Consider the following 17113-nt stretch of genomic DNA (forward strand, 5'->3'; position numbering starts at 1 on the left):
GACCGGATGGGGCGGGGGCGGTCAGCTTGCGGCCGGAGAGCCGAAGTAGCGGGCGTTGGCGGCGGCGACGGCGTCCCAGTCCGCGCCGTGCGCGAACCGGATCACGTCCCAGCGGGCGTTGAACAGGCGGTCCTCGGCGTCCTCGTCACGGGAGCTGTCCTGCTCCCTGTCCGGCAGGTCCACGAAGACGGCCACGTTCACTCCGGGCAGGCGGTAGACGAAGTCGGGGGTCGCCATCGCCTCGGTGAGGAACGAGCCCGGCTCGTCCGGCAGTCGCAGGCCACGCGCCTTGGCCCAGCCCAGGAAGTCGCCCTGAGCCGCCAGCTCGGCCGCGGCCGTCTCGAGGGCCGTCGGCTCGTCGGGGGACCGGTCGAGCAGCCGCCGGTACTGCTCCGAACGCGACTCGCCGCGCGACTCGCGCCGGGCCGTCGCCGTCGCGAACCGCACCAGCAGGTCCCGCACCGAATGCCGGTCGATCAGGGCGTGGTTGAGCTGGTTGCCGTACGTCAGCAGGCACTCGTAGCAGCCGCGCGCGCACGGCCGGTCAGTGTGCGGGCCTCCCTGATCGGTGCCGTCCGCGTCGAAGTGACAGATGTCCAGGGCGCGTACGGCGGCCTTCGCCAAGGCGTCGGGTTCGGCCTGGAGGCGGCGCAGCACACCCGCGCCGCCCTCCGCGGCCTCCGTGAACAGGACGCGGTTGCGGGGACCGTCGTCCGGCGGCAGCAGCTCGCTGGACAGCTCGGCGTCCTCCAGCTCGAACGCGGCTTCGATGCCCCGCTCCAGGGCGTACATCAAGGAGAGCGCGACCGGCTCCGGCAGCGGCTCGTCCAGGGTGACGACAAGGATGTTGCGGCGGTCCTCCACGTACGGGATGACCCGCTTCTTGCGGCGCCGCTCGTTGCCGTCCGCGTCGATCACCGGCAGCTCGCTGGAGTCGCCGGACGCCTCGGAGGCGGCCTTGTCGTTCATCCAGCGGCCGTCCGCGAGGTCCAGCCAGTACCCGGCCGGCTCGTCGCTCCTGGCGCGCACCCGGCCGGTGTTGGTGATGCGGACGGTCGCCGAGTCGCCGTACGCCACATCGGCGAGCGGCGCGCCCGACGCATCGGTGACCGCCGCGTTCATGCGGCCCTTGCGGGTGCCGTGGTCCTGGAAGCGGTACGACGTCTCCAGCTTGAAGCCGGCGCGGCGCCGCTCCTCCTCGTCGGAGGAAATCCGCTCACGGCGGGTGGTGTACACGGTGTGCAGGTGCAGCAGACCGTACGTCGCCGCGCCCAGCGGCTCGTGGCACATGGCGCAGCGGTCCTCCAGCTGCTCCGGATCGTGGTGGTAGCCGCAACCCGCGCAGCGGCGGGCCTCGCTGGTCGCCAGCTCGCCCGAGGAGTCCGGCGGCAGCTGGATGCGGGTCACCTGGTAGCGGGCGCCCTCGTGGTAGATCAGCGAACCCGGACCGAACTCGCGGATCGCGAGGAAGCGCGGCCGCTGGAGGTAGTCGCCGTCCCCGCGGCGGCGGCCCACCGTCGGAATGTACGCGGCGAGCGGGAGCCGCGGGAAGCTGTAGCCGGGCAGGAAGCCCTCGGACGCGAGATAGCGGTACGGGTTGAAGTCGGAGAGGACCGACTTGCTGTCGACGCTCTCGTTCATCAGCAGGTTCAGCTGTGTCTCGGCCTCGCGGCGGCGGGCGTTCGCCCGGACGCGGTCGCCCTCGGTGAGGCTGTAGTCCAGGCGGCGCCTGTTCTGGATGTACTGGTCGTCGAGCGCGGAGCGGAACAGCTGCCGCCAGCGGTCGAAGGCCTGGTCGAAGCGGGTCGCCACCGTCGCCACCCGGTCCTGGATCCAGTCGTCGTGCCACCAGGTGGTGTCGGCGAAGTCGGGCAGGAGCGGGCCGAGGACGCGCAGGGCCGCGTCGACGGTGCGGCGCCGGGCGCTCTCGTCGAGGGAGGCGGCGAGGATGTCCGGCAGCAGCCCCAGCGCGGGGTTCGGGCGCTCCCCCGTGTCCGGATACGACACGTCGAGCACCTCGGGGACGGCACGGCCCAGCTTCAGGCCGGCCTCCGCGATCCAGATGCCCTGGAGGTGGGAGAGCACCAGGTCCTCGTTGGCGAGGTCCAGGCGCGGCGGGGCGACGGCGCCCGCGACCATGCGCTCCGAGCGGCGGAAGTAGTACTGGTCGTGGCTGTTGCCCGTCGCGCAGTACGTGGTCACGAGCGCGGGCTGCCCGCTGCGGCCCGCACGGCCCGAGCGCTGCGCGTAGTTCGCGGGCGTGGGCGGCACGTTGCGCATCATCACCGCGTTGAGCTGGGAGATGTCGACGCCCAGCTCCATCGTCGGGGAGCAGTACAGCAGCTTCAGCTCCGCCTTGCGGAAGGCCTCCTCGCGCTGCTCCCGCTCCTGAGGCGAGACCTGCGCGGTGTGCTCGCGTGCGAACAGGCCGGACAGGGTGCCCGCCGCGTCCTTGTACAGGTCGCGGAAGAAGGTGTTGACGCGCGGGCCGTCGCCGCTCTGGTAGGTGCGGGTCAGCGGGTCGTGCGTACCCCTCTCGCCTCTGCCCGCACGCCAGACGAGGGACTGGGCGGCCACCCGGTAGCCCGTCGCGGCCGGGGCGGAGGACCTGCGGTAGCGGCCCGCGCGCTGCGGCGCCTCCGTCACCTCCTTCACCAGTCCCGCCTTGGCCAGGACCTTCAGCAACTCCTCGATGACCAGCTGGAGACCGGCCGGGTCGAGCGTCCTGAACGACGTGTCCGCACGCCGCAGGTACTTGCCGAACTTGCCGCGCGCCGACAGGAACAGCGCCGAGCGGTCCATGCCCGGACGGGACGGGTGCGGATAGGCGGTCCCGACCTTCGGCCTGTCGGCGGCGGACAGCACCCATGGGTCGATCAGCCGCTCCTCGCTCGCCCGCTGGAGCGAGTCGAAGTCGTCACGGAAGTACGAGACGTCGATGGCGAGGGACCGGCGCATCTCGTTGAGCAGCGCCTTCATGACCTCGGCCCGCAACGCCGGGTCGGCGTCGCGCAGCGCCTCGTGCGTCCCCGCCCACCGGTCCTGCTCGGCCGCCACCCAGTCCAGGTCCTCGTAGCCGATCTCCAGCAGACCGGTCTGCTCCAGGTTCGGCATGGTGATGCGCCAGCCGCGCTCCAGATCCAGATACAGCCGGAACGCGATCACATCGCGGAGGGTCTTGGCGGCATTGCGGGCGAGGGAGGGCGGCAGATCGCTCTCGCCGGTGTAGTCGGCCGGCCCGATGGCGAGCGCGTTCGTCACCGACGAGGCCAGCTCCTCGTGGTGGACGCCGTCCTCGCCCGCGTCCAGAGCCGCCCGGTACAGGGCCCCGCGCAACTGCGTGATCTGCACGAAGTCGTTGAAGTGACCCGCCTGGAGGGACGCGTCCTGCCGGTTGTCGACGAACGTGAGGAGCTTGCGCGCCTCCTTGTCCAAGGTCTCTTCCGGCACCGACTTCAGCGAGCGCACCACCGACGCGGAGATCAGCGAGGTCGCGGAGGACCGGCCCTCCTGGTCGAGCGTCGCCAGCTTCGCGAAATCCCGGCCGCGCGTCTGCTCGTACGCGACCCCGCAGTGCAGACAGAAAAGGAACGGGGAGGGGACGAACGCGGCCTGGAGTTCGCCGCTTCCCTCGCGGCCCAGCGCATCGACGGTGACGGCACGCGGCACCCGGTCGCGGTACGACTTCTTCACGACCTCCTGGCCCTTGTCGTCCAGCTCCAGCCAGGACTCGGGCAGTCGGCGGTCGTCCACGGCGTACTGCACGTGGGACGGCCACGCCCGCTCGTGGTCGACGTACAGATAGCCGTCGCCCTGCCGCCCGCCCGTCGCCGAGGTGTCCCGGCGGGCCTCGTACCGGACCTCGCCGTCCTTCTCGGTCCGCCACACCGTCAGGTACTCCTGGCCGCACTCCCGGCAGAACGCCAGCGGCATCAGCAACTTGCCGTCACTGCCCGGCTGTTCGAGCTGGTACGAGCGGGTGAGATGGCGGGTGGGTTTGTCCTCCAGGGTGACGTACACGGTGTCGCCCTTGGAGAGGAACTGGTGCAGCCGGAACGCGAACAGGGGCCGCTCGGTCACTGGGTGGCGCGACTGCGAACCTGCCTCCAGCGTGGCGCGGATCGCGGCGACGCACTGGTCCTCGGCGACTCCGGTCCGCTCGTGCAGCTCCCTCGCCGCGACCTCGATCTTCGTCGGCCGCTGCCGGACGAGCCGCCCCGTGGCCTCGTCGGTGGCCAGACCGAAGCGGGTCTCGATCCAGCGGGCCAGCGGGTCACGCACGAGATCGTCGTACGCGCGCGGCGCGGCGGGGGAGCCCAGGCGCTCGGCAGGCACGGTGTCGGGCGCCTCGTGGGTCGCGCGGACCAGGGTCTCGCCGATGACGTGCTCCGGGTGCACCGGCGTGCCGAACAGGGTGCTCGCCACCCCGGCGACGACCTTCTTCTGGTCGTCGAGCGTGCCCTCCGTCGACATGGTGGCCGAGGTGCCGATGCACTGCAGGTCCTGCGCCTGGCAGGCCTCGCGGACCCGGCGGATCAGCAGGGCGACGTCGGCGCCCTGCCGGCCACGGTAGGTGTGCAGCTCGTCGAAGACCAGGAACTCCAGGCCCCGCGCCATCTTGATGAGGCTCGCCCGGTCGGCCGGGCGCGTCAGCATCAGCTCCAGCATCACGTAGTTGGTGAGCAGGATGTCCGGCGGGTTGTCGCGGATCTCCTTGCGCCTCTCGTCGTCCTCCTGGCCCGTGTACCGGGCGAAGGTGACCGGCTCGCGACCCGCGCCGTAGCCGTCGCGCAGGTACTTCTCCAGCTCCTTGAGCTGGCTGTTGGCCAGCGCGTTCATCGGGTAGACGATGATCGCCCGCACCCGCTTGGGGGCGTTCGGCCCCTCGGTGTCCCGCTGGTGGAGCACCTTGTTCACGATCGGCACGATGTACGCGAGTGACTTGCCGGACCCGGTGCCCGTCGTCAGGACGTACGAAGCGCCGGACGCGGCGGCGTCGATCGCCTCGCGCTGGTGCTGGTGGAGTGTCAGCGGGCGGCCGTCGGGGACGGTCCCGCCCTCGGTCTTCCTCGCCTGAAAGATACGGGCGCACTCGTCGTGCAGAACCTTCTGCCCGGCGAGTTCGACCACCGTGCTGCCGCTCTGGAAGAACGGGTTCAGCGACAGCCACGGGTCGGGCCACTGCGACTTGCTGTTGAGGTCGTCCTCGACGAACGCCGCGACGCGGTCGTCACGGATGACGGTGCCGCCCTCGGTGAAGGAACGGTAGTCCCTGATGAGCGTGCGGTGGACGCCGAAGACGTCCATGCCCGCGCCGGACGCGGTGACCGGAGCCGGCTCCTGCTTCGGCGGGCGGGCCTGCCGGGCGGGGGCCTGGGCGGCGGAAGCGCGCAGCGGGCGGGTCGGGTCCAGGGCGCCCCAGTGCGGCAGCCGCGGGGTGTCCCCGTCCCGCCCGGCCGACGGAAGCAGTGCGTCCCGTACGGCCACGGCGTCCGCGGGACGGGCCGCCGGGTCCTTGGCGAGCAGCCGGTCGACGAGCCGGGCGAGCTCCGCGGGGATCTCGCTGCGGATGAGGGTGATCGGCGTCGGGTCCTCGCGCGTGTGCTTGACCGCGAGGTCGAAGGGCGATTCGCTGGTGAACGGCGGTACGCCCACGAGCATCTCGTAGAGCACACATCCCAGTGCGTACAGATCGGCGGCCTGCGTGACCTGCTTGGCCTCGAACTGCTCGGGAGCCATGTAGCGGGCGGTGCCCACGCTGACGCCCGTGCTGGTCAGCCGGGCCTCGTCCGGGTCGTCGACGATGCGGCCCATGCCGAAGTCGAGGACCTTGACGGTGCCCCCCTGCGTCAGCATGACGTTGGCGGGCTTGAGGTCGCGGTGGACGACCTCGGCGGCGTGCGCGGCGGCGAGACCGGAGGCGATCTGGGCACCGATCGCGGCGGCCCAGCTGACGGGGAGCTGCCTTTCCTCCGCGATGAGGTCGCGCAGAGTCTCGCCGCTCAGGAACTCCATCGCGAGGTAGGGAAGGCCGTCCTGGCCGCCCGCCACACCACCGGCGACGATCCGGGTGAGGTTGGGGTCGTCGAGTCGACGCATGATGCGCACCTCGCGGGCGAAGCGCTCGGCGGCCTTGAGGTCGGTGCCCGTGCCGATCCGGATGCCCGTGCGGCGGCGCAGGATCGTCTTCACGGCGACCGTGCGTTCAGGAGTGCCTTCGGCGGCCTGGAGATCCTCGGCCCGGTGCACCTCACCCATGTTGCCCTTGCCGATGACGTGCCCGATGCGGAACCTGCCGTCCAGCAGCTCCTGGCTCACTGCCGCTCCCCTCGTCCTCTGCCGTCTCGTTTCCGCCCCCGCGCGCGAGGGTGAGGAAACGGAACGTGCCCCCTGTATACGTTGCCGCACCGCTCATCGTGGCAGAGCGGAGGTGCGGTGCACGCCACCGTACACGAAGTGGGCATAGTTCGATGGCGCGTCAGTCTGTTGACATCGTAAACGGGTCGCCATATGCTCTCTGGTGTCATCGGGTAGGGGGTGAGTGGTGTGAGGCACCAGTCCGTCGGAGAGCGGGGGGCGCCAGGTGGCGCGTCTGGCCGCGCCGCTGGGGAGTCGGAGGGCGCCCAGTCGGGTCGTGGCCCCGGAATGAGGGCCGCTCTGACGGGACTGCTGGCCCGTCTGCGCCATGCGGCGGTCGACGGCGCCGTGCCGGAATCCGTGTTCCTGGAGCAAGCCGACTTGCTGGGGCTCGGTGACGCCGAGCGGGAACGGCTTCGCGAGGAACTGGCGAGGTTGGGGCTGCCCGTCCTGGCGGCGGTGGTGCATGCAGACGGTGACGGTCCGCATGCGGAAAAGGTTGTACGGATCGGTGACGAAAGCGTGTCCAGCCACGCTTTTCCCGCTGACGACGTGGTCCGGGCACTGCTGAGCCGGTACGCCGACCCCGAGGGCTGCGTGACCCCTCGCGCCCTGGATGGCGTCGCCCGTCTGGCCGGACTCGGTGCGCGAGACGCGGCGGCCCTGCGGGCTGGGGCGCGCGTACGGGGCGGGGGCGCCGCAGCGGCCGGAGCGACGGTGACGAGCACGGAGACCGTGGCCGGTCTCCCCGACGTCGAGGAGCACGGGCCGGAGGGTGGTGCGGAGGACGAGCCCTTCCCCTTGCGAGAGACGGAGACCGGAGAAGGCGTCGGGGACCTCGCGGCCGCGGCTGCCGCCGCGCTGACCGTCCTGGCGAACGACCGCTTACGCAGGCGGCCTGAGACGCGTCTGCTGAGTGCCGAGGCGGAAGTCGGACTCGCCGTGCTGCTACGGGGCGGACCGGACCGCATGGCGGACGAACCCGATGACGAAACGCTGAGCGGCCTGCCCCCCGACGACATCCGGATCCGCGCCCGGGACTGTCTCGTCCTGCACAACCAGCGACTCGTGCACAAGATGGTGCCCCGGTATCTGGAACAGGGGCTGGACTACGACGACCTGTTCCAGCACGGCGCGCTGGGGCTGATGCGGGCGGCACGGAAGTTCGACCCGGCCAAGGGATTCAAGTTCTCGACGTATGCGACCTGGTGGGTCCGCCAGTCGATCAGCCGGGCCATCGCGGACGAGGGCGCCGTCATTCGCATCCCGGTCCATATGCACGAGCAGGTTCGCAAAGTGGCGTTGGCGGAGCGCACCCTCGCGATACAGGGACGGCCCGCCGGAGTCGCCGACGTGGCCGTGTACTGCGACATGACCATGCAGAAAGTCGAGGAAGCCCGGAAGCTGAGCAGGCGCACCGACTCCCTCGACCGGGTCATCGGGGACGGGGTCACCCTGGGCGACTTCATCGGGTGGACGAACCCACTGCCGCCGGTGGAGAAGGGTGTGCTCGACACGATGCTGCTGGAGCAGGTCAGGAGTGTGGTGGACACGCTCTCCGAGCGCGAGGCCCACATCCTCGTCCGGCGCCTCGGCCTGGACGGGGACGAGCCGTCGACGCTGGACGAATTGGGGCGGCAGATCGGACGGACCCGCGAGCGCGTCAGACAGATCGAGTCGAAGGCCAAGAAGAAGCTCCAGTACCGGTTGGCGGAGGCCGGACTTACCGCCGCGTACCGGTACGACGGGGGCCTCGGAGAGGAACCCGGCACGGCCGGGGAACCGGCCGGCAGCGGAGCGGGGGCCCGGGAGGAGGGTTCCGAGGCGCAGCGGGTGCCCGACACGCTGCCCGACCCCGCACCGGAGCAGGCTCCGCCGGCAGTGATGGCACTGTCCGCCGAAGCGGGGGAGACGCCGGACGGCGAACACCCCGACGAGCACATGCCGGCCGAGCCCGGCGAGCACACCGCACCTGGTGAGGCGTTGACGGACTCTGCGACGGATACGCCGTCGGAGGCTCTCACCGCACTCGCGGTTGAGCTGGAGGAGCTGGAGGAGCCGGAGGTCCGTCGGCCCGCGGTGCGCTCGGACGATCCCCCACCGGTGACGGAGCAGGGGCTTGGACCAGTGGCCGAAGCGCACGATGCCGAGTCGGGTACCGGGCTGGTCCCGAGGCCGCGCACGGAGCCGGTGCTGGAGTCCGCGCCCGAGCGTTCACGCTCGGCGCAGGCGGCGGTCACTGGGGCGAGCGGGCCGTCAGTCCCTGAGCCGGTGGCTCCCGAATCCCCGCAGTACACGGCGGACTGGCAGAAGGCGCTGCGAATGCCGACCGAGTTCGGCGGGGGAGTGGCGTGGCTCGCCGAGTACGCGCTGCTGGCACTGGGGCATGCGCAGCTCACCGTTCTGCTCGGTCCGTCCTCGGCCGACGCCGTCGCGCGTGCGGCGCGGGACAGGGGGGTTCTCGACCGGCCGGTGACAGCGGCCCTGGAGGTGTTACGGCGCGTGTTCGACGCTGTGAAGGAGGCCGGGCTGCGGCCGGAAAGCTTCTTCGAGAAACCGGCCCAGGCACTGGTAGGCATTACTCCGCGCGCGTACCTTGCGGCCAGGCCCCTGGTGCTGAGCGAGTCGCGCATCGCACTGCGCGACGCCTTGCGGGACTTCGTCGCCGAGGTCCCGCTGCGGGCCGGCCAGGGAGCGGCGCCTGCCGGCAGTTCGCCGGGCAGCCTCGTGGCGGGGCCTCATGCAGAGCCGGTCCCAGGGCCCGCGGGCAGCGCGCAGGTGCGCGCGGCCGGAGTGCCGGGCGAGGCCACAGCGGCCTCACCCGACGGCCCTCGGACGGGCGTGTTCAGCCCCTCGCCCAAGTCGCCGGACGAGGACCGGCCCGGGGCGGCCGGCGGGGAGGGGCCGCTCGAAGCCGGTCGCGACCAGGTGGACACAGAGGCCAGGACCGTGCCGGCCGGCGATCGGCCCGAGGACGACATCCTGGCCCTCAGAGGGGGTGACCCGGCGGCCGGCCACAGTAGTGCTGACGCACCGACGGCCCAGGAGCAGCCTGTGTCTCTGCTCAAGCCCGGGCGAGGATCCGCGCCCGCCAGGACCCCCGAGGAGATGTCCCCGGCCCGGACCGCGGACCGCGGCACCGGGTGGGAGGAGGTGGAGTCCGATGCCGAACGGCGTACCACCGACGTACGTCGTGCATACGACGCCGAGCTGGTGCGCGAACGGGACGAAGCCCGGCGGCAGCTCGCCGAGGAGCGGCAGGCCGCCGAAGCCCGGCGCGTCGCCGCCCTCGCGGACAGGGCGTTGCTCCATCAAGAGCAGCACCTGCGCGCACAGGCCGAGGAGCGGATCGAGCGCCTCGAGGACGGGCATCGCGAGGCGCAGCGGCCCCTGGTCGAGCGGGCCGAACACGCCGAGCTGCGGGAGCGCGCGGCACGGACGGCGCTGGCCGCGGCCGGCGAGCGCGGTGCCCGGGCGGAGCAGCGCGCCAAGGACGCCGAGGGGCGCGCGAACGATGCGGAGCAGAGGGCGAGTACGGCCGAAGAACGGGCGGCGGTGCTGCACATGCGCGCGAACGAAGCCCAGCGGCGGGCCGAGGAAACCGGCCAGCGGCTTCGGCGCTACCGCGAGGAAGGGGAGGCCCGCATCACGGGCCTCGAGCATCGGCTACGGCAGGCGGAGGCTCTGCTCGCCGAACGCGACAGGACTCAGCGGGCCGCCCAGCAGCAGGCATCGGCTCAGGTGGCGGCGGCCGAACAGCGGGCAGCGGCGCGGATCGCCCAGACAGAGCAGGACGCCCGGGCTCGCATCACCGAGCTGCAGCAACAACTCGCCACCGAACGCGAAGCAGCCGTGGACCGTCCCACGCTTCGGGACCGCTGGCGCCGGTCCTGACACCGGACTCCCGGCTTGCGCGACCCCCACCCCGCACCACCCGTACCGCTTCAGGAGCACCATGGATCCCAGACAGGAACTCGTCTCGTACCTGCACCGCCGACTCGTCGGTCCTGCCTCCGGCGAAAGCGAGCTGCTCGACGCGCCGCCCGACCGTGAGTACCTGATGGGAACTCTGTATCCGCAGGAGGCCGATCTGCAGAGGCAGTTGGACCTCGCAGCGGAGGAGCTCGACGGCACCGGCACGGAGGGCGGTGCCGAGGACACGGCGCCCGCGGCGGACCCTGTGCCCGAGTCCAACTCCTGGCTGCCGTCCTCGCTCGGCCTCAGCTTCTACACCGACGCCACGACCGTCGACATCCGCTGTGCCGGAGCCCGCTACAGGACTCTCGCCGCCACCGGGGGGCGGGGCCGCCGCTGGGAACGCGTCCCGCTGCCCGAGGAGACCCACGCGCTCGGACCCGACCGGGACCACGTCCCCGTGCTCGACGGACGTGCCGAGATCCGCATCCGCAGGCGCGCCTTCGGCTCCGGACAGCTCGTCACCGTTGCTCTGGTCAACACCGCCCACCACGAACAGGCGCTCGGTAAGGCCGCGCAATGGGACCGGATGCTCTTCCAGGTCGAACTGGAAGCGTGGCCCGCGGACGGCGATGTGCTGCCCTACCCGAGCGTGCGACTGGCCAGCCGTGACCCGGAGGAACAGGAACTGCGTCTGCAGTACCGGCACGTCCGCACACACGCCGTCGGACACGGCTGCGCGGTCGAGGAGCGATATGCCTCGCACGACGAGCGTGGCGAACGGGCGGTAGTGGCTGTCAAGGCCGCCGTCATGCCTGAGGCCGAGGTCAGCGCCGTCCGCGCGGCCGGCTTCACCGGATCGCCCGTGCTGAACGTGCTCCACCTCGCCGACCCCGCCGTGCCCCTCGCCCAACTTCACGAGGAGTTGGCGGAGTTCGCCGCCGACTACCGAGCCTGGTACGTGGGACAGCTGAACACCGAGGTCCCCGCCTGGGGCCGAGAAGCCGCCGCCCGCGTCCTGGCCCGCATCAACGCCGCCGTCACCCGGATCGAGTCCGGCGTCCGAACCCTCTGCGATCCGGCGCGGCCCGAGCTGCTGCACGCCTTCCGTACCGCGAACCGCGCGATGGCCCTCCAGATGCGGCACTCCGCCCGCGATCAGGCAGGTGAACGCCGCGCCCGCCGTGAAGCGGTGCTCCTCGACCCGGAGCCGAGCCCGGATGCCGTATGGCGGCCTTTCCAGCTAGCGTTCTTCCTGCTCGCCCTGGACGGCGTGGCCAACCCCCGGCACCGAGACCGGGCGACGGCCGACCTGATCTGGTTCCCGACCGGTGGCGGAAAGACGGAGGCCTACCTCCTGCTGGCCGCGTTCACCATGGTGCTCCGCCGGGGCGAGGAGGGCGGTGGGGGCACCGCGGTGCTGAGCCGCTACACCCTGAGCCTGCTCACCACCCAGCAGTTCCAACGCGCGGCCACCACCATCTGCGCTCTGGAGACGCTGCGCCGCGCCGACCCGGCACCCTACGGGGACGAGCCGTTCTCCATCGGCCTGTGGGTGGGCGAGGCCACCTCCCCGAACTCGTACGAGAACGCACGCGCGGTCTTCGGCGACGTGCGCGGTGCCGCCCGGCCCGACGACGTCTTCATCCTCGACCGCTGCCCGTGGTGCGGCACACGCATCATGCCCGCCCACAAGTCGCCCGACATCGGGGACTACGGAGTACGCGCCACCGCCGACTCGTTCACCTTCTACTGCCCGCGCGAGGAGTGCGCCTTCCACGACGCGCTGCCCGTCGCCGTCGTCGACGAGCAGCTGTACGACCGGCCGCCCACCTTCGTCCTGGGCACCGTGGACAAGTTCGCCCGGCTCGCATGGGAACCGCGCTCGGGACGGCTGTTCGGCGCGGGAACCGCGAACCTGCCGCCGTCCCTCGTCATCCAGGACGAGCTGCACCTGCTCACCGGACCGCTCGGCACCACCGTCGGCCTGTACGAGGCGGCGGTGCTCGGGCTGTGCACCACCCGCGACGGCATCGGAGCCAAGGTCGTGGCGTCCACCGCGACGATTCGCCGCTCCGGCGAGCAGATCCGGGCCCTGTACGGCAGCGGCGCCCAGCTCTTCCCGCCCGCCGGACTCGACGCCCGGCACTCCTACTTCGCCGAACCCGACACGTCCCGGCCCGGCCGCCGCTACCTCGGCGTCATGGCCCAGGGACACACGGCGGGTCGCGCCGCCGTCGCCACCGCCGCCGCGATGCTCCAGGGCGCCTACGAACTCCCGGAGGAACACCGAGACGCCTACTGGACGCTGGTCGCCTACCACCACAGCCTCCGCGAACTCGGCCGTACGGTGACCGCCGCGGCCGATGACATCCCCGCACAGCTCACAGGGCTGGATTCAGGGTCGGGAATCCGGGCACTGGCGGACCACCAGGTGCAGGAACTCACCAGCAACCTGCCACGCGCCGAACAGCCCGTCCTCCTCGACCGGCTCGAAAAGCCCTGGTCCGACGCTCAGTCGGTGTCGTTCCTGCCCTGCACCAACATGCTGTCCGTCGGCATTGATGTGAAGCGGCTCGCGCTGATGCTCATGCAGGGTCAGCCCAAGACCACGGCCGAATACATCCAGGCCACGAGCCGGGTCGGCCGGCACACCGTGCCCGGTCTCGTCGTCACCTTCTTCAACGCCACCCGCCCCAGAGACCGTTCGCACTACGAGACCTTCGACGTGTACCACCGCTCCCTCTACCGGCACGTCGAACCGACGAGCGTCACCCCCTGGTCCGTGCCCTCACGCCGGCGCGCCCTGCACGCCGCGCTGGTCATCCTCGTACGCCACCGCCTCGGCCTTGCCGCCGAGAACCAGGCCGGGCACATCCTCGACCGGCTGCCCGAAGTGGAAGCCCTCGGCGGTCAGCTGGCGGAACGGGCCGCCGCCGGTGAACCGTATGCCGCCGACGCCGTGCGCAAGGAGGTCGCGGAACTCCTCGCCGACTGGGAGGACGCCGCGCGCGAGGCCCGCAAGGACGGCCGCGAGCTGTACTACCGCAGCCAGGGCAAGGGACAGTCCAATCTGATCAAGAGCTTCGAACAACGCTACGGCCTGTGGGAGACACCGAACTCCATGCGCAACGTCGACCGGGAATGCCAGGTGATGGTGAAGGGGGCCGACCTGTGAGCCGCACACTCCGTGTACGCCAGTCGCAGACCGTTCTGCCGTTCGGCGTCGGGGCCGTCTTCGACATCCAGGGCGAGTCGTTCGTCGCCACGGGCATCGGCGACTGGCCGCAGAAGGCCAGACAGCGCGTCGAGTCGCCCCGGCTCGCGGCCCGTCTCGGCGTCACCGGTTTCTACGCTGCGCCCCCCACGGCCAACGACCGCTTCGACACCCCCGACGCTCCCGGAGCCCCCTACATCCGCTTCCCGTCCTGGCTGTTCTGCGGGGCCTGCCGCCGTATGCAGCGGTGGCGCATCGCCGATGAGAAGCCGGGGCAGCCGCCCCGCTGCCCGTCCTGCTCACCCGGCCGGACCCTCGCCCCCATGCGGTTCGTCCAGATCTGCGCGGCCGGTCACCTCGGCGACGTCGACTGGTGGTTCTGGGCACACTCGCGGCGAGAAGCAGGCGAACGGCGGCAGTGCGGCGAACGTGAGAAGCTCCGCTTCCTCGTGTCCGAGCGCGCCTCCGGCCTCGAAGCGCTCTCCGTCACGTGCACGGCCAAGGGGTGCGGGGCCTCCCGCGACCTGCTCGACATCCTCGGCACGCACGGCATGCGCTGTTCGGGACGTAACCCCTGGCAGCGGGCCAACGAAGCCACAGAGTGCGTCATGCCCGTACAGATCGTGCAGCGCACAGCGGGCAACCTGTACTACCCGGTGGTGCACTCGGCGCTCGACATCCCCGAGTCGGACGCGCCTGCCTCGTACGGAGACGAGGAACGCGCCGGACGCGTACGCGAGCACGACCTGTGGGTGTCGCTCTGCCGGGTCGCCGGCACCCCGCGCGCCGACGTCTTCCGCACGATGATCCAGGAGGACACCGGCGCCGAGGACCGGCTTCTCGACGCCCTGCTCGCCGAGGAGACGGGGCAGCCCCTGCCCGTCACATCGTCCGACCCGGCAACGGCGCCCGCCCGCCCCGACCTCAGTCGCGAGGAGTGGGTCGCCTTCACCGCACCGGCCCCGCCCGCCACCCGGGACTTCGCACTGCGCGGGACCACCCTCGGACTCGGACAGGAGACCGCCGAACCCTGGGCCGGCCTGCACCGCCGCATCGGCCGGATCGTGCTCGCCGACCGATTGCGCGAGGTGCGCGCACTGTCCGGCTTCAGCCGCGTCTCCCCGGACGCGTCCCTCGTCCCCGCCGACACCGCCCGGCGCCTGAAATGGCTCCCTGCCGTCGAAGTCTTCGGCGAGGGCGTCCTCCTCACCCTCGACCAGGACGAACTCACCTCCTGGGAAGGCGCCCCAGAGGTGCGCCGGCGGGTCGCGGGCATGCGCGCCGACCTCGACCGGTCCTTTCAGAAGGAACGGCTCCAAGCCCTGACCGGGGAAGAGCTCTCCCCGCGTTTCGTCCTGCTGCACACACTGGCCCACCTGCTGATCCGCCAGCTGTCCTTCGAATCCGGCTACACGACTGCCAGCCTGCGCGAACGCGTGTACGCACGCCCCGAGCAGAACCAGTACGGCATCCTCGTCTACACCGCCGCGGGCGACGCCGCAGGTACCCTCGGCGGGCTCGTGCAGCAGGGCGAGCCGCCGCGTCTCGCCGAGACCCTGCTGCGGATGACCGAAGCAGCCGCCTGGTGCTCCGCCGACCCCCTGTGCGCCGAACACACCGGCCAGGGCTTCGGCAACCTCAATCGCGCGGCTTGCCATGCCTGCGCCCTGCTGCCCGAGACGAGCTGCGAGACCGGCAACACCCTTCTCGACCGCGCTCTCGTCGTCGGCGGCGAACAGGTGCCCGGCTATCTGGAGGCGATCGTCACGACCGCCCGGAACGCCGCGGTGGACGCCCTGGAGGAGATGTGACCCTCACCTACCTCGACCTCGTACCGGAACAGCGCGCCTGCCTCGAAGGCCTCCCCTTCGACGGCAATCACCTGATCAGCGGTCCGCCGGGCAGCGGCAAGAGCCTCCTGGCGGTCCAACGGGCCATCATGCTCGCCCTCACCGGAACCCCAGCAGTCCTGTTGACCCGGTCCAATCTGCTCCGCCAGTCACTGGCCGCGACCGTCCACGCGCTCGGACCGGCGGACCGCGGCGTGCGCGTGGCGACCGCACACGCGTGGCTCACCGAGTGGTATGGCGGACAGCCCCCGCGCGGCACCGACGGCTGGTTCGACTGGCCCGCCCTCTACGACCGTGCCGGGGAGACCGGCCCGGTGCCCGGACTTACCCTGGTCGTCGACGAGGGCCAGGACCTGCCCCCGGAGTTCTACCGCCTCTGCCGTCTGCTCGGAGCCCGAACGACGGTGTTCGCGGACGAATGCCAGCGGCTGACCGACGCCAACTCCACGCTCACCGAGATCGCCGGGCGTCTGGGCCGCTGCACACGCCTCGCACTTGAGGGCAACCATCGCAACACACGCCAGGTCGCGTCCTTCGCCGCCCACTTCCACACGGGGGCCGGCCTGCCCGCCCTCCCGGAACGCGAGGGGCCGCCCCCGCGACTGCACCGACTGCCGCACGGAGGCGCAGCCGACCTGCTGATCCTTCTGGCGCAGAGGCGCCCGCAGCAGAGCATCGGCGTCATCGTGAACTCCACGCAGGTCCAGTTCTCACTGTTCGGCAGTCTGGAGCGCAGAGCGCCCCGGCTCAAACCCCAGCTTTACACCTCCCGGGCCCGAGCGGCACAAAGCCGTTACCGCACGCTGGACCTCGGCCGCCCGGGGATCGTGCTCGTCCACCGGGCGAGCGCCAAAGGGCTGGGATTCGACACCGTCGTCATCCCCGACACGCATACGGACGCGGCGGTGGATCCCACGTCGGCTGCCTTGCGCATGACCTATTACGTGCTGGCAACCCGGGCACGACATGAACTCCATCTGGCATACGAGGGAGAAGCGGAGCCCTCTCTGTGTGCTCAGGTGGGGCCCGGTGACCTGCTGCGCGGATGACGAAGTTCATGGAGGCGTGCCAGGCATTCCGCAACAGCCCGAGCTGCCACACACGGTGGCGAAGCACAACAGATGGTGGAAGACGTTCTTCGCGACCCCGGAGAACGCCTCGCCCCACCCTTCCATCGCGCTTTCGTCCGGCCTTGCCACGGCACCGAGCTGCCACATCCACATCATGGAGAGCTCTTCCGGCCTGGGTGAAGCCGGTGCTCAAGCCCCTCATCAGCGGTCCGTCGATGCCTCCGGGCCCGGTGACACCACCCCCCCGATCATCAACAACAGGAGGGGGAAGTCATATCGGACCCGAAGGCCGGAGGCTCCATTGAGGAGCCACGAAAAAGGTAACGGGGGGCGACGCCTGCGTCGAAGCGGATGCCGTCGGCCGACAGGACATCGGCGGGTGACTCTGTGCGAGGGGGCGGCCCGCGGAAGCCGGGGCTGACGCGGCCGCTGCGTGGAGGACCCGCCATGCGTTAAGGGACTGGCCGCAGAAAACCAGAAGGGTGCCGACTGGGACGGCGTGGCTGCCGATCACGGTGGCCACCTCCCCGCATGTCGGTCACCGGCCGCCGGGGTGGCCGCCAGGTGTGCGTGCAGGCCGGTCCAGTCCTTGCCAGGGCCGCTGAGCTGCTTGGCCTGGCGAGGCTGGCGCCGACCAGCATTTCCCCACTCGCCGGGATCGGCGGCGTCAGGGACGTGGGCGGTGCCGATGCCCCGCCAGAGTG

The 17113-nt window shown here is 71.3% G+C and carries 5 protein-coding genes; 4 read left to right on the top strand and 1 reads right to left on the bottom strand.

What is annotated here, in order from left to right; genetic code table 11:
* Window positions 1-21 precede the first annotated feature (21 nt).
* Window positions 22-6318, bottom strand: a complete 6297-nt coding sequence (locus RNL97_RS30155; RefSeq protein WP_151510092.1) for a protein kinase domain-containing protein — start codon at window positions 6316-6318, stop codon at window positions 22-24.
* Window positions 6319-6645: 327 nt separating this feature from the next.
* On the opposite strand from RNL97_RS30155, the gene RNL97_RS30160 reads away from it, so the two are divergent.
* The 4 genes from RNL97_RS30160 (at window position 6646) to RNL97_RS30175 (ending at window position 16388) form a co-directional block, all read left to right on the top strand.
* On the top strand, window positions 6646-10251 hold the full coding sequence (locus RNL97_RS30160) for a sigma-70 family RNA polymerase sigma factor (protein WP_151510091.1): 3606 nt from the start codon (window positions 6646-6648) through the stop codon (window positions 10249-10251).
* Window positions 10252-10312: 61 nt separating this feature from the next.
* Complete coding sequence (locus RNL97_RS30165) at window positions 10313-13450, top strand: helicase-related protein (protein ID WP_151510090.1); 3138 nt, start codon at window positions 10313-10315, stop codon at window positions 13448-13450.
* Window positions 13447-15300, top strand: a complete 1854-nt coding sequence (gene drmB / locus RNL97_RS30170) for a DUF1998 domain-containing protein (protein ID WP_151510089.1) — start codon at window positions 13447-13449, stop codon at window positions 15298-15300. The genes RNL97_RS30165 and drmB overlap by 4 nt, the downstream gene beginning before the upstream one ends.
* A complete protein-coding gene (locus tag RNL97_RS30175) occupies window positions 15297-16388 on the top strand; it encodes a DEAD/DEAH box helicase (RefSeq protein WP_151510088.1) in 1092 nt (363 codons plus the stop codon). The genes drmB and RNL97_RS30175 overlap by 4 nt, the downstream gene beginning before the upstream one ends.
* Window positions 16389-17113: the final 725 nt, after the last annotated feature.

Source organism: Streptomyces parvus (assembly GCF_032121415.1).
In the GTDB taxonomy this organism is placed as follows: domain Bacteria; phylum Actinomycetota; class Actinomycetes; order Streptomycetales; family Streptomycetaceae; genus Streptomyces; species Streptomyces globisporus_A.